The 21239-nt window shown below is 55.3% G+C and carries 17 protein-coding genes and 4 tRNA genes; all 21 read right to left on the bottom strand.

What is annotated here, in order from left to right; translation table 11 throughout:
- Positions 1–4: 4 nt before the first annotated feature.
- Positions 5–640: a 50S ribosomal protein L3 gene (rplC, locus tag AC07R1_RS27010; protein ID WP_007924205.1), complete on the bottom strand. Its 636-nt coding sequence runs from the start codon at positions 638–640 to the stop codon at positions 5–7.
- A gap of 80 nt (positions 641–720) precedes the next feature.
- Complete coding sequence (gene rpsJ / locus AC07R1_RS27005; RefSeq protein WP_003186070.1) at positions 721–1032, bottom strand: 30S ribosomal protein S10; 312 nt, start codon at positions 1030–1032, stop codon at positions 721–723.
- Positions 1033–1172: 140 nt separating this feature from the next.
- Positions 1173–2366 (bottom strand): elongation factor Tu, encoded by a 1194-nt coding sequence (tuf, locus tag AC07R1_RS27000; RefSeq protein WP_011063776.1) that lies wholly within the window; start codon positions 2364–2366, stop codon positions 1173–1175.
- Between the two features lie 34 nt (positions 2367–2400).
- Entirely contained in the window at positions 2401–4548 is a 2148-nt protein-coding gene (gene fusA, locus AC07R1_RS26995; protein WP_011063777.1) for an elongation factor G, read from the bottom strand.
- 30 nt (positions 4549–4578) lie between these two features.
- A complete protein-coding gene (gene rpsG, locus AC07R1_RS26990; protein ID WP_007925959.1) occupies positions 4579–5049 on the bottom strand; it encodes a 30S ribosomal protein S7 in 471 nt (156 codons plus the stop codon).
- A gap of 111 nt (positions 5050–5160) precedes the next feature.
- Positions 5161–5532 (bottom strand): 30S ribosomal protein S12, encoded by a 372-nt coding sequence (rpsL, locus tag AC07R1_RS26985; protein WP_003186084.1) that lies wholly within the window; start codon positions 5530–5532, stop codon positions 5161–5163.
- 201 nt (positions 5533–5733) lie between these two features.
- Positions 5734–9933 carry a DNA-directed RNA polymerase subunit beta' gene (gene rpoC, locus AC07R1_RS26980; RefSeq protein ID WP_011063778.1) on the bottom strand — a complete coding sequence of 1400 codons (4200 nt, stop codon included), beginning with the start codon at positions 9931–9933 and terminating at the stop codon, positions 5734–5736.
- Positions 9934–9997: 64 nt separating this feature from the next.
- Positions 9998–14071 carry a DNA-directed RNA polymerase subunit beta gene (rpoB, locus tag AC07R1_RS26975; RefSeq protein WP_011063779.1) on the bottom strand — a complete coding sequence of 1358 codons (4074 nt, stop codon included), beginning with the start codon at positions 14069–14071 and terminating at the stop codon, positions 9998–10000.
- 221 nt (positions 14072–14292) lie between these two features.
- A complete protein-coding gene (rplL, locus tag AC07R1_RS26970; RefSeq protein WP_011063780.1) occupies positions 14293–14658 on the bottom strand; it encodes a 50S ribosomal protein L7/L12 in 366 nt (121 codons plus the stop codon).
- 80 nt (positions 14659–14738) lie between these two features.
- Positions 14739–15239 carry a 50S ribosomal protein L10 gene (rplJ, locus tag AC07R1_RS26965; RefSeq protein ID WP_011063781.1) on the bottom strand — a complete coding sequence of 167 codons (501 nt, stop codon included), beginning with the start codon at positions 15237–15239 and terminating at the stop codon, positions 14739–14741.
- 198 nt (positions 15240–15437) lie between these two features.
- A complete protein-coding gene (gene rplA / locus AC07R1_RS26960; protein WP_011063782.1) occupies positions 15438–16133 on the bottom strand; it encodes a 50S ribosomal protein L1 in 696 nt (231 codons plus the stop codon).
- Positions 16133–16564 carry a 50S ribosomal protein L11 gene (gene rplK, locus AC07R1_RS26955; protein WP_003176435.1) on the bottom strand — a complete coding sequence of 144 codons (432 nt, stop codon included), beginning with the start codon at positions 16562–16564 and terminating at the stop codon, positions 16133–16135. The genes rplA and rplK overlap by 1 nt, the downstream gene beginning before the upstream one ends.
- A gap of 118 nt (positions 16565–16682) precedes the next feature.
- Positions 16683–17216 carry a transcription termination/antitermination protein NusG gene (gene nusG, locus AC07R1_RS26950; RefSeq protein ID WP_002555501.1) on the bottom strand — a complete coding sequence of 178 codons (534 nt, stop codon included), beginning with the start codon at positions 17214–17216 and terminating at the stop codon, positions 16683–16685.
- 9 nt (positions 17217–17225) lie between these two features.
- Positions 17226–17594: a preprotein translocase subunit SecE gene (gene secE / locus AC07R1_RS26945; protein WP_011063783.1), complete on the bottom strand. Its 369-nt coding sequence runs from the start codon at positions 17592–17594 to the stop codon at positions 17226–17228.
- A 45-nt stretch (positions 17595–17639) separates the two neighbouring features.
- Positions 17640–17715 (bottom strand) — tRNA-Trp (locus AC07R1_RS26940).
- 54 nt (positions 17716–17769) lie between these two features.
- The gene (gene tuf / locus AC07R1_RS26935; RefSeq protein WP_011063776.1) at positions 17770–18963 is read right to left on the bottom strand and encodes an elongation factor Tu; all 1194 of its coding nucleotides are present in this window, start codon (positions 18961–18963) and stop codon (positions 17770–17772) included.
- Positions 18964–19047: 84 nt separating this feature from the next.
- Positions 19048–19123: transfer RNA gene (locus tag AC07R1_RS26930), tRNA-Thr, on the bottom strand.
- A gap of 26 nt (positions 19124–19149) precedes the next feature.
- Positions 19150–19223 (bottom strand) — tRNA-Gly (locus AC07R1_RS26925).
- Between the two features lie 24 nt (positions 19224–19247).
- Positions 19248–19332 (bottom strand) — tRNA-Tyr (locus AC07R1_RS26920).
- 142 nt (positions 19333–19474) lie between these two features.
- A complete protein-coding gene (locus tag AC07R1_RS26915; RefSeq protein WP_011063784.1) occupies positions 19475–19921 on the bottom strand; it encodes a hypothetical protein in 447 nt (148 codons plus the stop codon).
- A gap of 163 nt (positions 19922–20084) precedes the next feature.
- Positions 20085–21047, bottom strand: coding sequence for a bifunctional biotin--[acetyl-CoA-carboxylase] ligase/biotin operon repressor BirA (gene birA / locus AC07R1_RS26910; protein WP_011063785.1), 963 nt, complete (start codon positions 21045–21047; stop codon positions 20085–20087).
- Positions 21048–21239 lie beyond the last annotated feature (192 nt).

The raw sequence follows: 21239 nt of genomic DNA, 5'->3' as shown, positions 1-21239 counted from the left end.
CCCCTTAACCGCGAGCCTTGGCCGCCGGACGTACAACCAGGTTGCCGCCAGTAGCGCCAGGAACAGCACCCTTGACCAACAACAGATTGCGTTCAGCGTCGACGCGCACTACTTCCAGGGACTGCACGGTCACGCGCTCAGCGCCCATATGACCGGACATTTTTTTGCCCTTGAATACACGACCAGGAGTCTGGCACTGGCCAATAGAGCCCGGGACGCGGTGGGAAACGGAGTTACCGTGGGTGTTATCTTGACCGCGGAAATTCCAACGCTTGATGGTACCGGCGAAGCCTTTACCTTTCGACTGACCGGTAACGTCTACCAGTTGGCCAGCAGCGAAGATTTCTGCATTGATCAGATCGCCAGCTTGGTACTCGCCTTCTTCAAGACGGAATTCCCAAACGCCACGACCGGCAGCAACGTTCGCTTTAGCGAAGTGACCTGCTTGAGCAGCAGTCACGCGCGAAGCACGACGCTCACCTACAGTGACCTGCACTGCACGATAGCCATCGGTTTCTTCAGTTTTGAACTGGGTGACGCGATTCGGCTCGATCTCAATGACCGTGACCGGAATGGAGACACCTTCTTCGGTGAAAATACGGGTCATACCGCATTTACGACCGACTACACCAATAGTCATGTTGTAAACCTCATGAGTGTACGGGGCTTTCACCCGCTATGGCCGCCCATTTCAGAGCGTTACACGACTAAGACCGAGTCTTAGCCGAGGCTGATCTGCACTTCCACACCTGCCGCAAGATCAAGCTTCATAAGAGCATCAACGGTTTTATCCGTTGGCTGGACGATGTCCAGTACGCGCTTATGAGTACGGATCTCGTACTGGTCACGCGCGTCTTTGTTGACGTGCGGGGAGACCAGAACGGTGAACCGCTCTTTACGGGTAGGCAGTGGAATTGGACCACGCACTTGAGCACCAGTACGTTTCGCGGTTTCCACGATTTCCTGGGTGGATTGGTCGATCAGGCGATGGTCGAAAGCCTTCAACCTGATACGGATTTGCTGATTTTGCATTGGATTTCAGACTCCAGGCTGCTATTCCCACCGGGCGCAATACGCCCGTTAAAAGGAGGCGCAATTCTATAGACGGCCCCACAGAGTGTCAACCCAATAAAAAAGCCCCCGCAAGCGGGGGCTTCTTCATGAGTCGTCGATTACTCGATGACTTTGGCTACGACGCCAGCGCCGACGGTACGACCGCCTTCACGGATAGCGAAACGCAGACCATCTTCCATCGCGATGGTTTTGATCAGAGTGACAGTCATCTGGATGTTGTCACCTGGCATTACCATTTCAACGCCTTCTGGCAGCTCGCAGTTACCAGTCACGTCAGTAGTACGGAAGTAGAACTGTGGACGGTAGCCTTTGAAGAACGGAGTATGACGGCCGCCTTCTTCCTTGCTCAGAACGTAAACTTCAGCGGTGAACTTGGTGTGCGGCTTAACGGTGCCTGGCTTAACCAGAACCTGGCCACGCTCAACGTCGTCACGCTTGGTACCACGCAGCAGAACGCCGCAGTTCTCGCCAGCACGACCTTCGTCGAGCAGCTTGCGGAACATTTCAACGCCGGTGCAGGTAGTTTTCTGAGTGTCGCGCAGACCAACGATCTCAACTTCTTCCTGGATGCGAACGATACCACGCTCAACACGACCAGTTACCACGGTGCCACGGCCGGAGATCGAGAACACGTCTTCGATTGGCATCAGGAACGGCTTGTCGATTGCACGCTCTGGCTCTGGGATGTAGGTATCCAGAGTCTCTACCAGACGCTTAACAGCGGTAGTACCCATTTCGTTGTCGTCTTGGCCGTTCAGAGCCATCAGAGCCGAACCGATGATGATCGGAGTGTCGTCACCTGGGAAGTCGTAAGTGCTCAGCAGATCGCGCACTTCCATCTCAACCAGTTCCAGCAGCTCAGCGTCGTCAACCATGTCAGCCTTGTTCAGGAAGACAACGATGTACGGAACGCCTACCTGACGGGACAGCAGGATGTGCTCACGAGTTTGTGGCATCGGACCATCGGCAGCCGAGCAAACCAGGATCGCGCCGTCCATCTGGGCAGCACCAGTGATCATGTTTTTGACGTAGTCGGCGTGACCCGGGCAGTCAACGTGCGCGTAGTGACGAATGTTCGAGTCGTACTCTACGTGCGCAGTGTTGATGGTGATACCACGAGCTTTTTCTTCTGGGGCGCTGTCGATCTTGTCGAAGTCAACACGAGCCGAACCGAAAACTTCGGAGCAAACGCGAGTCAGAGCAGCGGTCAGAGTGGTTTTACCGTGGTCAACGTGACCGATAGTGCCAACGTTGACGTGCGGTTTGTTACGTTCAAATTTTTCTTTAGCCACGACAATTAACTCCTAGCCTAAAGGGGAGACTGAATCAGCCTTGTTTTTTAACGAGAGCTTCGACGATGTTCGACGGAGCTTCGGCGTATTTGGAGAATTCCATGGAGTAGCTCGCGCGACCCTGAGACATGGAACGAACGTCAGTTGCATAACCGAACATTTCACCCAGTGGCACTTCAGCACGGATAACCTTGCCGGACACCGAGTCATCCATACCCTGAATCAGACCACGACGACGGTTCAGGTCACCCATCACGTCACCCATGTAGTCCTCTGGGGTTACAACTTCAACCTTCATGATCGGCTCGAGCACAACGCCGCCACCCTTCTGGGCCAGCTGCTTGGTCGCCATGGAGGCTGCCACCTTGAACGCCATCTCGTTGGAGTCGACGTCGTGGTAGGAACCATCAAACACGGTAGCCTTCAGGCCGATCAGCGGATAACCGGCAACGACGCCGTTCTTCATCTGCTCTTCGATACCCTTCTGGATAGCCGGGATGTATTCCTTAGGAACCACACCACCAACAACTTCGTTGGTGAAGACCAGACCTTCGGTGATGTTGCCGTTCGCATCGACGTCTGGCTCCGAGAAACGGATCCAGCAGTGACCGAACTGACCGCGACCGCCGGACTGACGAACGAACTTGCCTTCGATCTCAACGTTGCTCTTGCTGATCTTCTCGCGGTACGAAACCTGCGGCTTGCCGATGTTGGCTTCGACGTTGAACTCGCGCTTCATGCGGTCAACGAGGATGTCCAGGTGCAACTCACCCATACCGGAGATGATGGTCTGGCCAGTCTCTTCGTCGGTCTTGACGCGGAACGACGGGTCTTCCTGAGCCAGCTTGCCCAGTGCAATACCCATCTTTTCCTGGTCCTGCTTGGTTTTCGGCTCTACCGCTACCGAAATTACAGGCTCAGGGAAGTCCATACGTTCAAGAATGATCTGCTTGTCGAGATCGCACAGAGTGTCACCAGTGGTGACGTCCTTCATGCCGATCAGAGCAGCGATGTCGCCTGCACGTACTTCTTTGATCTCTTCACGCTGGTTGGCGTGCATCTGCACCATACGACCAACGCGCTCTTTCTTGCCCTTGACCGAGTTGATCACGGAGTCGCCCGAGCTCAGGAAGCCCGAGTAAACGCGCACGAAAGTCAGAGTACCAACGAACGGGTCGGTAGCAATCTTGAATGCCAGAGCCGAGAACGGTTCAGCATCGTCAGCATGACGCTCGTCGTAGTCAGCCTCTACCAGCTCATCCTTCGGCTTCTCGATGAGATCCGGATGGATACCCTTGATCGCCGGGATCTCGGTAGGAGCAGGCAGGAAGTCGATAACGGCATCGAGAACCAGGGGAACGCCCTTGTTCTTGAACGACGAACCGCAGACGGCCGGAACGATCTCGCTAGCCAGGGTGCGCGCACGCAGACCGGCCTTGATCTCTTCGACAGTCAGGTCACCTTCTTCAAGGTACTTGTTCATCAGCTCTTCGTTGGCTTCAGCAGCAGCTTCAACCATGTTGGAGCGCCACTCGTTAGCCAGGTCCAGCATATCGGCAGGAATTTCTTCCTCGCGATAGGTAGTACCCTTGTCGTCGTCGTTCCAGTAGATAGCCTTCATCTTGATCAGATCAACCTGACCTTCGAAGTTATCTTCAGCACCGATAGCCAGCTGGACCGGAACCGGGGTATGACCCAGGCGGTTCTTGATCTGGCCAACAACGCGCAGGAAGTTGGCACCGGCACGGTCCATCTTGTTCACGTAAACAACACGTGGAACACCGTACTTGTTGGCTTGACGCCATACGGTTTCAGACTGAGGCTCAACACCGGAAGTACCGCAGAACACAACGACCGCGCCGTCGAGTACACGCAGGGAGCGCTCTACTTCAATGGTGAAGTCAACGTGGCCTGGGGTATCGATAACGTTTACACGATAGTTATCGTATTGGCCGCGCGAACCTTTCCAGAAGGTAGTTACAGCAGCGGAGGTAATGGTGATACCGCGCTCCTGCTCCTGCACCATCCAGTCGGTGGTCGCAGCGCCGTCATGCACCTCACCCATCTTGTGGCTGAGACCTGTGTAGAACAGGATCCGCTCGGTAGTGGTAGTCTTGCCCGCGTCAACGTGGGCACAGATACCGATGTTACGGTAGCGGTTGATTGCTGTAGTACGAGCCATAAAGCCCTCGCAAAATGAATGATGCCGATATTAGAAGCGGTAGTGCGAGAAAGCCTTGTTGGCTTCAGCCATACGGTGAACGTCTTCACGCTTCTTAACTGCAGCACCTTTGCCTTCGGCAGCGTCCAGCAGTTCGCCAGCCAAACGCAGAGCCATAGACTTCTCGCCGCGCTTGCGGGCGAAGTCTACCAACCAGCGCATTGCCAGAGCGTTACGACGGGACGGACGAACTTCGACCGGAACCTGGTAAGTAGCACCGCCTACACGGCGCGACTTCACTTCGACCAGCGGAGCGATGGCGTCGAGAGCTTTCTCGAAGATTTCCAGGGGATCGCTGTTCTTGCGCTCTTTAACTTTTTCCAGCGCGCCATAAACGATACGCTCGGCAACGGCTTTCTTGCCGCTTTCCATTACGTGGTTCATGAACTTGGCGAGGATCTGGCTTCCGTATTTCGGATCGTCCAGAATCTCACGTTTGGCTGCTACGCGACGTCTTGGCATTGATAAGCCCTCAAACGGTCTTCAGGTTAGCTCGGGACAGTTGATCCAATGGACGCGTGCCCGACCTTACTCTTATCGACTCAATATAATTAAAAACTGCAAAACGACCGATTACTTCGGACGCTTGGTACCGTACTTCGAACGACCTTGGTTACGACCTTTAACGCCGGAGGTATCTAGGGAGCCGCGAACGGTGTGGTAACGAACACCTGGCAAGTCTTTTACACGGCCGCCGCGAATCAGTACGACGCTGTGCTCTTGCAGGTTGTGGCCTTCACCGCCGATGTACGAGGAAACCTCGAAACCGTTGGTCAGACGCACACGACACACTTTACGCAGTGCCGAGTTAGGTTTTTTCGGCGTAGTGGTATACACGCGAGTGCACACGCCACGACGTTGCGGGCAGTTCTGCAGCGCAGGCACGTCGGATTTCTCGACGATACGCTTACGCGGCTGACGTACCAGCTGGTTGATAGTTGCCATCTACTAGCTCCACTGTTGTCTTTCGACATAAACAAAATGGCAGAGCAGGAGCTCCACCAAATTTAGGGGTACAAGAGTCTAAAGAGGATCTTGCCCCCAGTCAAGGCAAGGCCCCGGCCTCCCCGATCAGCGAACCTCGACAAAAAGTGTCTTGATTCTCAATCGAAAAAGCCGGGGCCCCGTCTCAATCTACTGCAGACCTCAATTACCGCTGGAGTTCAGCGCTTCAGTCAGTGCTGCTTCGACTTCGCTTGCGCTTACGCGCAGCGGCTTGTCTGCATCACGACGACGCTTACGCTCGCTGTGGTACGCCAGGCCAGTACCGGCCGGGATCAGACGACCCACGACCACGTTTTCTTTCAGGCCACGCAGGTAGTCGCGCTTGCCAGTTACCGCCGCTTCGGTCAGTACACGGGTGGTCTCTTGGAAAGAGGCCGCCGAGATGAACGATTCGGTGGACAAGGACGCCTTGGTGATACCCAGCAGTACGCGGGTGAACTTGGCGACGAACTTGTCTTCGGTGCTCAGACGCTCGTTTTCTACCAGTACGTGAGTCAGTTCCATCTGGTCGCCCTTGATGAAGCTGGAGTCGCCGGACTCGGCGATTTCAACCTTACGCAGCATCTGACGCAGGATGGTCTCGATGTGCTTGTCGTTGATCTTCACGCCTTGCAGACGGTAAACGTCCTGGATCTCGTTGACGATGTACTTGGCCAGCGCACTGACACCCAGCAGACGCAGGATGTCGTGTGGATCGCTCGGACCGTCGGAGATAACTTCGCCGCGGTTCACTTGTTCGCCTTCGAAGACGTTCAGGTGACGCCACTTCGGAATCAGCTCTTCATACGGATCGCTACCGTCGTTCGGAGTAATGACCAGACGGCGCTTGCCCTTGGTCTCCTTACCGAACGCGATGGTGCCGCTGACTTCAGCCAGAATCGACGCTTCCTTCGGACGACGAGCTTCGAACAGGTCGGCAACACGCGGCAGACCACCGGTGATGTCACGGGTCTTCGAAGTTTCTTGCGGAATACGAGCGATAACATCACCGATCGCAATCTGCGCACCGTCGGCAACACCGACCAAGGCGTTAGCCGGCAGGAAGTACTGTGCCGGTACGTCGGTACCTGGCAGCAGCAGATCCTTGCCATCCATACCCACCATCTTCACAGCAGGACGGATGTCCTTGCCGGCAGCTGGACGGTCTTTGACGTCAAGCACTTCAATGTTGGTCATACCGGTCAATTCGTCAGTCTGACGCTTGATCGTGATGCCTTCTTCCATGCCCACGTAGGTCACGGTACCTTTCATTTCGGTAACGATCGGGTGAGTGTGCGGATCCCACTTGGCCACGATAGCGCCAGCGTCGACCTTGTCACCTTCTTTAACCGAAATCACAGCACCGTACGGCAGCTTGTAACGCTCGCGCTCACGACCGAAGTCATCAGCGATTGCCAGCTCACCGGAACGGGACACAGCAACCAGGTGGCCATCCACACGCTCAACGTGCTTCAGGTTGTGCAGACGGACGGTACCGCCATTCTTCACCTGAACGCTGTCGGCTGCGGAAGTACGGCTTGCCGCACCACCAATGTGGAACGTACGCATGGTCAGCTGGGTACCCGGCTCACCGATGGATTGGGCAGCGATAACGCCGACCGCCTCACCAATGTTCACCTGGTGACCACGAGCCAGGTCACGGCCGTAGCACTTGGCGCAGATGCCATAGCGGGTTTCGCAGCTGATCGGCGAACGCACGATCACTTCGTCGATGCTGTTGAGCTCGATGAATTCAACCCACTTTTCGTCTACCAGGGTGCCGGCAGGAACGATGACGTCCTCGGTACCCGGCTTGAATACGTCACGGGCGATAACACGACCCAATACGCGCTCACCCAGTGGCTCTACAACGTCGCCGCCTTCAATGTGCGGAGTCATCAGCAGGCCGTGTTCGGTGCCGCAATCGATCTCGGTTACAACCAGATCCTGCGCAACGTCCACCAGACGACGAGTCAGGTAACCGGAGTTCGCAGTTTTCAACGCGGTATCCGCCAGACCTTTACGAGCACCGTGAGTCGAGATGAAGTACTGGAGTACGCTCAGACCTTCACGGAAGTTCGCAGTAATCGGCGTTTCGATGATGGAGCCGTCCGGCTTGGCCATCAGACCACGCATACCGGCCAGCTGACGGATCTGTGCTGCGGAACCCCGCGCACCCGAGTCAGCCATCATGTACATCGAGTTGAACGATTCTTGCTCGACTTCGTCGCCATTGCGGTCGATGACCTTCTCTTTCGAGAGGTTGGCCATCATCGCCTTGGATACTTCGTCGTTGGCCTTCGACCAAAGGTCGATCACTTTGTTGTACTTCTCGCCCTGGGTTACCAGGCCGGAGGCGTACTGGCTCTCGATTTCTTTCACTTCGTCGGTGGCAGCACCGATGATGCGAGCTTTTTCATCCGGGATAACGAAGTCGTTAACACCGATGGAAACGCCGGAAATGGTCGAGTAAGCGAAACCGGTGTACATCAACTGGTCAGCGAAGATCACGGTCTCTTTCAGACCAACCACGCGGTAGCACTGGTTGATCAGCTTGGAGATCGCCTTCTTCTTCATCGGCAGGTTGACGACGTCGAACGACAGGCCCTTCGGCACAACCTGGAACAGCAGAGCACGGCCGACAGTGGTGTCGACGATACGGGTGGCGCTCACGCTGCCGCCATCACGATCATTGACGGTTTCGCTGATGCGAACCTTGATCTTGGCGTGCAGAGCCGCTTCGCCGGCGCGGAATACGCGGTCGACTTCCTGCAGGTCCGCGAACACACGACCTTCGCCCTTGGCGTTGATCGCTTCACGGGTCATGTAGTACAGACCCAATACAACGTCCTGCGACGGAACGATGATTGGCTCACCGTTGGCTGGCGACAGAATGTTGTTGGTCGACATCATCAACGCACGCGCTTCCAACTGGGCTTCCAGTGTCAGCGGTACGTGCACGGCCATTTGGTCGCCGTCGAAGTCGGCGTTGTACGCAGCACAGACCAGAGGGTGCAGCTGGATAGCCTTACCTTCGATCAGTACCGGTTCAAACGCCTGGATACCCAGACGGTGAAGGGTCGGTGCACGGTTGAGGAGAACTGGGTGTTCACGGATCACTTCAGCGAGAACGTCCCAAACCTCTGGCAGTTCGCGCTCGACCATCTTCTTGGCGGCTTTGATGGTGGTGGCCAGGCCACGCATTTCCAACTTGCCGAAGATGAACGGTTTAAACAGCTCGAGAGCCATCTTCTTCGGCAGACCGCACTGGTGCAGACGCAGGGTCGGACCTACGGTAATTACCGAACGACCGGAGTAGTCAACACGCTTACCAAGCAAGTTCTGACGGAAACGACCTTGCTTACCCTTGATCATGTCAGCCAGGGATTTCAGAGGACGCTTGTTGGAACCGGTGATAGCGCGGCCACGACGACCGTTGTCGAGCAGTGCATCGACAGCTTCCTGCAACATACGCTTTTCGTTGCGCACGATGATGTCCGGAGCGGACAGATCCAGCAGGCGCTTCAAACGGTTGTTACGGTTGATCACTCGACGATACAGATCGTTGAGGTCGGAAGTCGCGAAACGACCGCCATCCAGCGGGACCAGTGGACGCAGATCTGGCGGCAGAACCGGCAGAACGGTCAGCACCATCCACTCTGGCAGGTTGCCGGAACCCTGGAAGGCTTCCATCAACTTCAGACGCTTGGACAGCTTCTTGATCTTGGTTTCCGAGTTGGTTTGCGGAATCTCTTCACGCAGACGGCCAATCTCGTGCTCCAGGTCGATAGCGTGCAGCAGCTCGCGGACAGCCTCGGCACCCATGCGGGCGTCGAAGTCATCGCCGAACTCTTCCAGCGCTTCGAAGTACTGCTCATCGTTCAGCAGCTGACCTTTTTCAAGGGTGGTCATGCCTGGATCGATAACGACGTAGCTCTCGAAGTAGAGAACGCGCTCGATATCACGCAGAGTCATGTCCATCAGCAAGCCGATACGGGACGGCAGCGATTTCAGGAACCAGATGTGGGCAACCGGCGAAGCCAGTTCGATGTGCGCCATGCGCTCACGACGAACCTTGGCCAGTGCAACTTCAACGCCGCACTTCTCGCAGATCACGCCGCGATGCTTCAAGCGCTTGTACTTACCGCACAGGCACTCGTAATCCTTTACCGGGCCAAAGATCTTGGCGCAGAACAGGCCGTCACGCTCAGGCTTGAACGTACGGTAGTTGATGGTTTCCGGCTTTTTAACTTCACCGAACGACCACGAACGGATCATCTCAGGCGAGGCCAATCCGATACGGATGGCGTCGAACTCTTCGACTTGACCCTGGTTTTTCAGCAAATTCAGTAGGTCTTTCAAGGCCTTTCCTCCTGGCGGAGCAGAGAGCGGGCAATCCTGCCCCGCTCTCGATTCGCGTCACGTGTTATTCGGTTTCCAGATCGATATCGATGCCGAGGGAACGAATTTCTTTGATCAACACGTTGAAGGACTCGGGCATGCCCGGCTCCATACGGTGATCGCCGTCCACGATGTTTTTGTACATCTTGGTACGACCGTTCACATCGTCCGACTTCACTGTGAGCATTTCTTGCAGAGTGTATGCAGCACCGTATGCTTCCAGTGCCCAGACCTCCATCTCCCCGAAACGCTGACCACCGAACTGCGCCTTACCACCCAGCGGCTGCTGGGTAACCAGGCTGTACGAACCGGTAGAACGAGCGTGCATCTTGTCGTCTACCAAGTGGTTCAGTTTCAGCATGTACATGTAGCCAACGGTAACTGGACGCTCGAACTTGTTGCCGGTACGGCCGTCGGTCAGTTGCATCTGGCCGCTTTCTGGCAGGTCTGCCAGTTTCAGCATGGCCTTGATTTCGCTTTCCTTGGCACCGTCGAACACCGGAGTGGCCATCGGAACACCGCCGCGCAGGTTGTTCGCCAGATCCAGGATCTCCTGATCGGAGAAGCTGTCCAGGTCTTCGTTACGACCGCCAATCTGGTTGTAGATCTCGTCCAGGAAGGTACGCAGTTCTGCGACCTTGCGCTGCTCTTCGACCATGCGATTGATCTTCTCGCCCAGCCCCTTGGCCGCGAGGCCCAGGTGAGTTTCGAGGATCTGACCAACGTTCATACGCGAAGGTACGCCCAGCGGATTGAGGACTACGTCGACCGGGGTGCCATTGGCATCGTGCGGCATGTCTTCAACCGGCATGATCACGGAGACCACACCCTTGTTACCGTGACGACCGGCCATCTTGTCGCCCGGCTGGATGCGACGACGGATTGCCAGGTAGACCTTGACGATTTTCAGCACGCCTGGAGCCAGGTCATCGCCCTGCTGCAGCTTGCGCTTCTTGTCTTCGAACTTGTCGTCCAGCAGACGGCGACGATCAACGATGTAGGCCTGGGCCTTCTCGAGCTGCTCGTTCAGAGCATCTTCAGCCATGCGCAGTTTGAACCACTGGCCGTGCTCAAGACCGTCGAGAACTTCATCGGTGATTTCCTGGCCTTTCTTCAGGCCGGCGCCGCCTTCGGCTTTATGGCCGACCAGAGCGGAACGCAGACGTTCGAAAGTAGCACCTTCAACGATACGGAACTCTTCGTTCAGGTCCTTGCGGATCTCGTCCAGCTGGCTCTTCTCGATCGACAGTGCACGAGCATCGCGCTCAACGCCGTCGCGAGTGAAGACCTGTACGTCGATAACAGTACCCTTGGTACCGGTAGGTACACGCAGGGAGGTGTCTTTAACGTCGCTGGCTTTTTCACCGAAGATCGCACGCAGCAGTTTCTCTTCCGGAGTCAGCTGGGTCTCGCCTTTCGGAGTGACCTTGCCCACCAGGATGTCGCCTGCGCCAACTTCAGCACCTACATAAACGATACCGGCTTCGTCCAGCTTGTTCAGTGCAGCCTCACCCACGTTCGGGATGTCTGCAGTGATTTCCTCTGGGCCAAGCTTGGTGTCACGAGCCACACAGGTCAGTTCCTGGATGTGGATCGTGGTGAAACGGTCTTCCTGAACCACACGCTCGGACAGGCAGATGGAGTCTTCGAAGTTGAAGCCGTTCCACGCCATGAACGCGATACGCATGTTCTGACCCAGTGCCAGCTCACCCATGTCGGTGGACGGACCATCGGCCATGATGTCGCTGCGCTGAACACGATCACCCTTGCTCACCAGCGGACGCTGGTTGATGCAGGTGTTCTGGTTGGAGCGGGTGTACTTGGTCAGGTTGTAGATGTCGACACCGGCTTCACCGGTTTCAACTTCGTCATCAGCAACACGAACCACGATACGGCTGGCATCGACCGAGTCGATCACACCGCCACGACGAGCCACGACGCAAACGCCGGAGTCACGGGCAACGTTGCGCTCCATGCCGGTACCTACCAGCGGCTTGTCAGCACGCAGGGTCGGTACAGCCTGACGCTGCATGTTGGAACCCATCAATGCACGGTTGGCGTCGTCGTGCTCGAGGAACGGAATCAGCGACGCTGCAACCGAAACTACCTGCTTCGGCGAAACGTCCATCAAGGTGACGTCTTCCGGCGCCTTGACGGTGAATTCGTTCAAGTGACGAACAGCTACCAGCTCATCGACCAACTGACCTTTGTCGTTCATCGTCGCCGAAGCCTGGGCGATCACGTGATCGGCCTCTTCGATAGCGGACAGGAACACGATCTCGTCGGTTACCAGAGCGTCTTTCACCACACGGTACGGGCTCTCGAGGAAGCCGTACTGGTTGGTGCGCGCATAGGCCGCCAGGGAGTTGATCAGACCGATGTTCGGACCTTCCGGCGTTTCAATCGGGCATACACGACCGTAGTGGGTCGGGTGTACGTCACGGACTTCGAAGCCTGCACGCTCACGGGTCAGACCACCTGGGCCAAGTGCAGAAACACGACGCTTGTGGGTGATCTCGGACAGCGGGTTGTTCTGGTCCATGAACTGGGACAGCTGGCTGGAACCGAAGAACTCTTTCACTGCCGCAGCCACTGGCTTGGCATTGATCAGGTCTTGCGGCATCAGGCCTTCGCTTTCAGCCATCGACAGACGCTCTTTGACCGCACGCTCTACACGCACCAGGCCAACGCGGAACTGGTTCTCGGCCATTTCGCCAACACAGCGAACACGACGGTTACCCAGGTGGTCGATGTCGTCGACGATGCCTTTACCGTTACGGATGTCGACCAGAGTCTTCAGTACGGCAACGATGTCTTCTTTGCACAGAACGCCGGAACCTTCGATCTCGGTACGACCGATACGACGGTTGAACTTCATCCGGCCAACGGCGGACAGATCATACCGCTCAGGGCTGAAGAACAGGTTGTTGAACAGAGTCTCGGCAGCATCTTTGGTCGGTGGCTCGCCAGGACGCATCATGCGATAGATCTCGACCAGGGCTTCCAATTGGTTGCTGGTGGAGTCGATCTTCAGAGTGTCAGAGACGAACGGACCGCAGTCGATGTCGTTGGTGTACAGAGTCTCGATGCGAACGACCTGAGCCTTGGCGATTTTCGCCAGGATCTCGGTGTTCAGCTCGGTGTTGCACTCTGCCAGGATTTCACCGGTAGCCGGGTGCACGATAGCCTTGGCGGTGGTACGACCCAGGACGTAGTCCAGAGGTACATCCAGCTCTTTGATACCGGCTTTTTCCAGCTGGTTGATGTGACGAGCGGTGATACGACGACCCTGCTCGACAATAACCTTGCCCTTGTCATCCTGGATGTCCAGAACGGCAATCTCACCACGCAGGCGCTGAGGCACCAGCTCCAGGCTCAGGCTCTCGCCTTTCACGTGGAATACGTTGGTGGTGTAGAAAGCGTCCAGCACTTCTTCAGTGGTATAGCCCAGCGCGCGCAGCAGAACCGATGCCGGCAGCTTGCGACGACGGTCGATACGGACGAACACGCAGTCTTTCGGGTCGAACTCGAAGTCCAGCCACGAACCGCGGTAAGGAATGATCCGCGCGGAATACAGCAGCTTACCGGAGCTGTGCGTCTTGCCACGGTCGTGGTCGAAGAATACGCCAGGGGAACGGTGCAGCTGGGAAACGATTACACGCTCGGTACCGTTGATTACGAAGGTACCGTTCTCAGTCATCAGGGGAATTTCACCCATGTAGACTTCTTGCTCTTTGATGTCCTTGATCGCTTTGTTCGACGATTCTTTGTCGAAAATGATCAGACGGACTTTTACCCGCAAAGGTACGGCGTAAGTTACACCACGCAACACGCATTCTTTAACATCAAACGCCGGTTCGCCCAGGCGATAACCGACATACTCCAACGCAGCATTGCCGGAGTAGCTGATGATCGGGAAAACGGATTTGAAGGCCGCATGCAGGCCCACGTCGCGGAACTGATCTTTAGTCGCTCCCGCTTGCAAGAATTCACGATACGAATCCAGCTGGATGGCCAGGAGGTACGGCACATCCATGACGTCCGGCAACTTGCTAAAGTCCTTGCGGATACGTTTTTTCTCAGTATATGAGTAAGCCATCAGCGTTCCCCAGCTTGGTCACCTGCTTATTCGGCTCCTCCCGACGGGAGCAGCCAGAAAATCGTGCAAACCCTTTGGTTTGCGCCACCGCACAGGGTGGGCTACAGCACGTTACTGGCACCGACCCAGTCGGTCGCCAATAACGGAAAAAGGCCGGTGGCAAGAGCCACCAGCCATCAGCCGTTCGCTTAACGCTTGGGCTGGAGACACAAAGTCGATGCTTACTTGAGCTCGACTTTAGCGCCTGCTTCTTCCAGAGCTGCTTTGGCTTTGTCAGCTGCTTCTTTAGCAACAGCTTCCAGAACCATGGCAGGAGCGCCGTCAACTACAGCCTTGGCTTCTTTCAGGCCCAGACCGGTCAGTTCACGTACCGCCTTGATCACGTTAACTTTCTTCTCGCCAGCTTCGGTCAGCATGACGTTGAATTCAGTTTGCTCTTCAACAACAGCGGCAGCAGCAGCTGGGCCAGCAGCGGCAACAGCAGCGGTAACGCCGAAGGTTTCTTCCATTGCTTTGATCAGCTCAACAACTTCCAGAACGGTTTTCTGGCCGATTGCTTCGATGATTTGCTCGTTAGTCAGAGACATGACTATAAATTCCTGTATTGGGGTGACAGCCTACGCAGCCATCAAATTAAACATATGATTTTGAAAGGGCTTGCAGTGCCTTAGGCAGCAGCAGCTTCTTTCTGGTCGCGAATAGCCGCCAGAGTACGAGCCAGCTTGCTGGTAGCGCCTTGAATCACGCTCATCAGCTTCGCAATAGCTTCGTCGCGAGTTGGCAGCGAAGCCAACACGTCGATCTCGTTTGCTGCGAGGTACTTGCCCTCGAACGCAGCTGCCTTGATCTCGAACTTTTCCTGACCCTTTGCGAACTCTTTGAAAATACGAGCGGCAGCGCCCGGATGTTCCTTGGAGAATGCAATCAGGGTAGGGCCGACGAACGCGTCGTTGAGCACGTCATATTGAGTGCCTTCAACAGCGCGCTTGAGCAGGGTGTTACGTACGACACGTACATAAACACCAGCTTCGCGGGCCTCTTTACGGAGTCCGGTCATAGCGCCTACTGTCACACCACGGGCATCAGCCACGACAGCGGACAGAGCGGCTTTGGCAGCCTCGTTGACTTCAGCGACGATGGCCTTCTTGTCTTCGAGTTTAATTGCCACGGGTTTAACTCCTGCTTGTTACCGTTTCATCCAACCGGAGCTGGATGTCGTTTTGGTGTCTGATTCGGTAAGGAACCGGGAGCACCATCTGCGTAGGCTTGAGGTTTAAGACTTGCGTCGCCTACGGTCTTGGATAGCCCCCGCCAGGCAGGGACCCCAATTTTTCAGCACGCGCAATTGCTTGCACGCGCTTGTGTCTTATACGTCCAGCGAACCCTGGTCGATGACCAGACCTGGGCCCATAGTGGTGCTCAGGGTAACGCGCTTGACGTAGATGCCTTTCGAAGAAGCTGGCTTGATACGCTTCAGGTCAGCGATCAGGGCTTCAACGTTTTCCTTCAGCTTGACGGCGTCGAAGCCGACCTTGCCAACGGAAGTGTGGATGATGCCGTTTTTGTCGGTGCGATAGCGAACCTGACCAGCCTTGGCGTTCTTAACTGCCGAAGCTACGTCTGGAGTAACGGTACCGACTTTCGGGTTAGGCATCAGGCCGCGAGGACCCAGAACCTGACCCAGCTGACCCACAACGCGCATTGCATCCGGGGAAGCAATAACCACGTCATAGTTCAGGTCGCCGCCTTTCATTTCGGCAGCCAGATCGTCCATACCTACGCGGTCTGCACCGGCAGCCAGAGCAGCTTCAGCTGCTGGGCCCTGGGTGAACACAGCTACACGTACAGTCTTGCCAGTGCCGTGTGGCAGCACAGTAGCGCTACGAACAACCTGGTCAGATTTACGTGGGTCTACGCCCAGGTTCACAGCAACGTCTACGGACTCGCTGAACTTAACGGTCGACAGCTCGGTCAGGAGAGCGGCGGCTTCTACGAAGTTGTAGGCCTTGCCTGCTTCAATCTTGCCGGCGATAGCCTTTTGGCGCTTGGTCAGCTTAGCCATTACACACCCTCCACGTTAAGGCCCATGCTACGAGCAGAACCGGCGATAGTACGCACGGCTGCATCCATATCAGCTGCAGTCAGATCCGCGTTTTTGGTTTTCGCGATTTCTTCCAGCTGAGCACGGGTAACAGTGCCAACCTTAACGGTGTTTGGACGAGCGGAACCGCTGGTCAGGCCAGCAGCTTTCTTCAGCAGAACCGAAGCAGGGGTGCTCTTAGTTTCGAAAGTGAAGCTGCGGTCACTGTAAACAGTGATGATCACAGGAGTCGGCAGGCCTGGCTCAAGACCCTGAGTACGGGCGTTGAAAGCTTTGCAGAACTCCATGATGTTCACGCCGTGCTGACCCAGAGCTGGACCAACGGGTGGACTTGGGTTGGCCTGAGCGGCCTTAACTTGCAGCTTGATGTAAGCAGTAATCTTCTTAGCCATGAGGCACTCCAATTACGGGTTCAGACGCCTAGATAGGCTCCCCGGTTACTTGCGCGTTTATCCCAGTGACGACAAAACCCCACAGCCTAAGGCTGCGGGGTATGGGATTCTCGTTCAGTTATGCCTTCTCGACCTGACTGAACTCTAGCTCTACCGGAGTAGAGCGACCGAAAATGAGCACTGCCACCTGAATGCGGCTCTTTTCGTAGTTAACTTCTTCGACCGTACCGTTAAAGTCAGCGAATGGGCCGTCAGTAACACGGACCACCTCACCCGGCTCAAACAGGGTCTTAGGCTTGGGCTTGTCGCTACCATCAGCAACGCGACGCAGAATCGCTTCCGCTTCTTTGTCAGTGATAGGAGCCGGCTTATCGGCAGTACCACCAATAAAGCCCATGACACGAGGAGTGTCCTTGACCAAGTGCCAAGTACCCTCGTTCATATCCATCTGTACCAGCACATAGCCTGGAAAGAATTTACGCTCGCTTTTGCGCTTCTGGCCATTGCGCATCTCAACCACTTCTTCAGTGGGGACCAGAATCTCGCCGAAGCCATCTTCCATGCCAGCCAGCTTCACACGCTCGATCAACGAACGCATTACATGCTTCTCGTAACCCGAGTAAGCATGCACAACGTACCAACGCTTAGCCACGGGACACCCTTAGCCAACAATCAAGGAAACAAGCCAGCCGAGCAGGGAATCTAGCCCCCACAACAGCAACGCCATGACCAGAACCACAGCCACAACAATCAACGTGGTCTGCGTGGTCTCTTGGCGAGTTGGCCATACGACTTTACGAATCTCAGTGCGCGCTTCCTTAACCAGGACAAAGAACGACTTACCCTTGGCAGTCTGCAAGCCAACGAAGGCAGCAACTGCAGCAATGACAAGTAGCGCCAAGACACGGTACAGGATCGGCGAAGCAGAGTAGTACTGATTGCCAACAACACCAACAATCACCAAGGCAACAACAACCAGCCACTTGAGCAGATCGAAGCGAGAGCCTTGAGCTTCAGCCTTAGGAGTCATCTATGAAGATCCTGTGAAAAGAAAGCCAGACACATTGAGTGAATCTGGCAGGTCAGGAGGGAATCGAACCCCCAACCTACGGTTTTGGAGACCGTCGCTCTGCCAATTGAGCTACTGACCTAAAAACAAAATCAGGCCGACCATTATGTCGGCCCGATGGAGATATATCAAGAACTTATTCGATGACTTTGGCTACGACGCCAGCGCCGACGGTACGACCGCCTTCACGGATAGCGAAACGCAGACCATCTTCCATCGCGATGGTTTTGATCAGAGTGACAGTCATCTGGATGTTGTCACCTGGCATTACCATTTCAACGCCTTCTGGCAGCTCGCAGTTACCAGTCACGTCAGTAGTACGGAAGTAGAACTGTGGACGGTAGCCTTTGAAGAACGGAGTATGACGGCCGCCTTCTTCCTTGCTCAGAACGTAAACTTCAGCGGTGAACTTGGTGTGCGGCTTAACGGTGCCTGGCTTAACCAGAACCTGGCCACGCTCAACGTCGTCACGCTTGGTACCACGCAGCAGAACGCCGCAGTTCTCGCCAGCACGACCTTCGTCGAGCAGCTTGCGGAACATTTCAACGCCGGTGCAGGTAGTTTTCTGAGTGTCGCGCAGACCAACGATCTCAACTTCTTCCTGGATGCGAACGATGCCACGCTCAACACGGCCAGTTACCACGGTGCCACGGCCGGAGATCGAGAATACGTCTTCGATTGGCATCAGGAACGGCTTGTCGATTGCACGCTCTGGCTCTGGGATGTAGGTATCCAGAGTTTCTACCAGACGCTTAACAGCGGTGGTACCCATTTCGTTGTCGTCTTGGCCGTTCAGAGCCATCAGAGCCGAACCGATGATGATCGGAGTGTCGTCACCTGGGAAGTCGTAAGTGCTCAGCAGATCGCGCACTTCCATCTCAACCAGTTCCAGCAGCTCAGCGTCGTCAACCATGTCAGCCTTGTTCAGGAAGACAACGATGTACGGAACGCCTACCTGACGGGACAGCAGGATGTGCTCACGAGTTTGTGGCATCGGACCATCGGCGGCCGAGCAAACCAGGATCGCGCCGTCCATCTGGGCAGCACCAGTGATCATGTTTTTGACGTAGTCGGCGTGACCTGGGCAGTCAACGTGCGCGTAGTGACGAATGTTCGAGTCGTACTCTACGTGCGCAGTGTTGATGGTGATACCACGAGCTTTTTCTTCTGGGGCGCTGTCGATCTTGTCGAAGTCAACACGAGCCGAACCGAAAACTTCGGAGCAAACGCGAGTCAGAGCAGCAGTCAGAGTGGTTTTACCGTGGTCAACGTGACCGATAGTACCCACGTTAACGTGCGGCTTATTACGTTCGAACTTTTCCTTAGCCATCGAAATCACCCCTAGGAGAAGAATTGAGCAAGTCACCCAAGCCATTAAAACAAAGGCAGATATTTTCATATCTGCCTTGTTATATGGAGCTCTTGAGCGGATTTGAACCGCTGACCTCACCCTTACCAAGGGTGTGCTCTACCAACTGAGCTACAAGAGCGTAACACTTTGCAAAACCTGCAAACTTGGAGCGGGTAGCGGGAATCGAACCCGCATCATCAGCTTGGAAGGCTGAGGTTCTACCACTAAACTATACCCGCGGAGCCTGCAGCTCTCGCTAAATCTGGTGGAGGGGGAAGGATTCGAACCTTCGAAGTCGTAGACGTCAGATTTACAGTCTGATCCCTTTGGCCGCTCGGGAACCCCTCCTAAGCGAGGCGACATTCTATATCATGCCACCCTTCTGTCAAGCATTTTCTCAATAAAATCTTGAGGTTAGCTGCGTTGACCTCGCTTCGCGACGCCGACTTCGTGAAGTCTTCGCTGCGGAGCGGGCGCCATTCTATGCAACCTATTCGACAGTTGCAACCCCCTCGCAAGGCATTATTTTATGTTTTAACTCATTGAATTCTTTAGCAAGGTTCTGCAGTTGCAGATCATCCAGCAAATGCTTGCTCTCGGGAGTCACACGAAGCCAAAAACCAGAAGAACCAGGAACACTCAAGGACTGCAGCCTGACATCAGCCCCCAGCCCTACCAGCCGCTGCTCCAACATCTGAGCCGTATCTCGACGAGCAAAGCCCCCCAGATAAAGACAGCTTGCATCAATCTCCCCTGACTTACCCTTATCCCGCCGCTCGACCGAATCAGAAGACTCACTCAACAAACGGATATCCTGCTGAGTACCTCGATAGAGTGAGAGAGGCATGACCTCTTTCGCACGAAGCGGTGCTTCCTGCTGATGCCAGATGTAATAAAAGCCATTGAGGACCAATAACAACAGAAACAACCAGCGCATAAAAACCTCAAGACAGAGGACAAGGCTTAAACAACTCGAAAAGATGGATCACGTACAAGCTGATCTTGCGGAACCGATGCAACACTCAAAGCCCCACCCCACACAAGGAATCAGCCCCTACCTCCTAGCCGTAGATCGCGCAAGCGCACATTGATGGCCGAACTCATGAGCCATCACGCAACCTTAGACTGAGCTCCCCGCCGCTATACGTTTTCTCCTCCCCCTCAACGCTCAACCGCAAAGCTCCTTGGCGATCAATACCCAACACAACACCATCGATCTTATTTACGCCCGCGATCAGAGACACAGCACGCCCCTGCCAGAGGTGACCTTGCTCCCACTCGCCCTGGATCGCGGAGAAGCCATTCAGCCGATGACGCTCCAGATAAGACACAAGAACCTCATTCAATCGAGCAACAAGCTGATTGCGATCAATAACCTTGCCAGACTCCAACCTAACCGAAGTCCACTCCTGATCGATCTCTTCAGCGCTTTGCATATTCACATTGATCCCAATGCCCAGGACCACATGACACACATCCGCAGGATCACCCACCAACTCCAAAAGTATCCCCGCAACCTTCTTCTGACCAACCAAAACATCATTTGGCCACTTCAAACCCGCACCAGGAATTCCATACTCACGAAGGGTATGCATGACCGCCAGCCCAACGACCAGGCTAAGCCCTTCCAATTGCCGGAGACCTCCGTCCATCCGCAAGACGAGGCTGTAATAGATATTTTCGGCAAAAGGGCTTACCCACTTACGACCACGACGGCCTCGCCCCACCGTCTGGCGCTCAGCTAGCACAAGAAAAGGAGCCACACTCCCTTCTTCAATGGATCGCAGCGCCTGTGCATTCGTGGAGTCGGTAGAGTCGAGAATTCGGATATCCCAGGAGCCACTGGAAATAGAGGAACGGCCTATCTCAGCACTGCTCAGCAATGTGATTGGAGTGGCCAGCTGGTAACCGCGGCCTCGCACCTTATGAATGACAAGCCCCAACTCCGCCTCAAGAAGCTGTAACTGCTTCCATATAGCACTACGGCTAACACCCAGCGCCTGACCGAGCGCCTGACCCGAGTGAAATCGCCCATCTTTCAGAAGCTCTAACAACGTCGACATGCAGTTTCCGCCTCACCATGAGGCAGGCATGATAGCCATGCCCAGCGCCATTGCATAGAAACCCCACCTGACGAGCAAGTCGATCGAGACAGCAAAAAATCAAACCCATTTTTCGCGCGCAAAAACAAAACCCCAACTGCATGTGCAGTTGGGGTTTCGGAATTTAATCTTGACGATGACCTACTCTCACAT

Source organism: Pseudomonas sp. GW821-FHT07F01, from assembly GCF_059418825.1.
Note: the sequence above shows the minus strand (reverse complement) of the source record. Positions and strands in the feature narration are given on the sequence as shown.

Excerpts from the sequence above, each read along its gene's own strand:
- rplK (WP_003176435.1), bottom strand. The coding sequence starts at position 16,564 with ATGGCTAAGAAGATTACTGCTTACATCAAGCTGCAAGTTAAGGCCGCT.
- rpsL (WP_003186084.1), bottom strand. The coding sequence starts at position 5,532 with ATGGCAACTATCAACCAGCTGGTACGTCAGCCGCGTAAGCGTATCGTC.
- fusA (WP_011063777.1), bottom strand. The coding sequence starts at position 4,548 with ATGGCTCGTACTACAGCAATCAACCGCTACCGTAACATCGGTATCTGT.
- tuf (WP_011063776.1), bottom strand. The coding sequence starts at position 18,963 with ATGGCTAAGGAAAAGTTCGAACGTAATAAGCCGCACGTTAACGTGGGT.
- rplC (WP_007924205.1), bottom strand. The coding sequence starts at position 640 with ATGACTATTGGTGTAGTCGGTCGTAAATGCGGTATGACCCGTATTTTC.
- secE (WP_011063783.1), bottom strand. The coding sequence starts at position 17,594 with ATGACTCCTAAGGCTGAAGCTCAAGGCTCTCGCTTCGATCTGCTCAAG.
- AC07R1_RS26915 (WP_011063784.1), bottom strand. The coding sequence starts at position 19,921 with ATGCGCTGGTTGTTTCTGTTGTTATTGGTCCTCAATGGCTTTTATTAC.
- birA (WP_011063785.1), bottom strand. The coding sequence starts at position 21,047 with ATGTCGACGTTGTTAGAGCTTCTGAAAGATGGGCGATTTCACTCGGGT.
- rpoB (WP_011063779.1), bottom strand. The coding sequence starts at position 14,071 with ATGGCTTACTCATATACTGAGAAAAAACGTATCCGCAAGGACTTTAGC.
- rpsJ (WP_003186070.1), bottom strand. The coding sequence starts at position 1,032 with ATGCAAAATCAGCAAATCCGTATCAGGTTGAAGGCTTTCGACCATCGC.
- rplL (WP_011063780.1), bottom strand. The coding sequence starts at position 14,658 with ATGTCTCTGACTAACGAGCAAATCATCGAAGCAATCGGCCAGAAAACC.
- rpsG (WP_007925959.1), bottom strand. The coding sequence starts at position 5,049 with ATGCCAAGACGTCGCGTAGCAGCCAAACGTGAGATTCTGGACGATCCG.
- rplA (WP_011063782.1), bottom strand. The coding sequence starts at position 16,133 with ATGGCTAAGCTGACCAAGCGCCAAAAGGCTATCGCCGGCAAGATTGAA.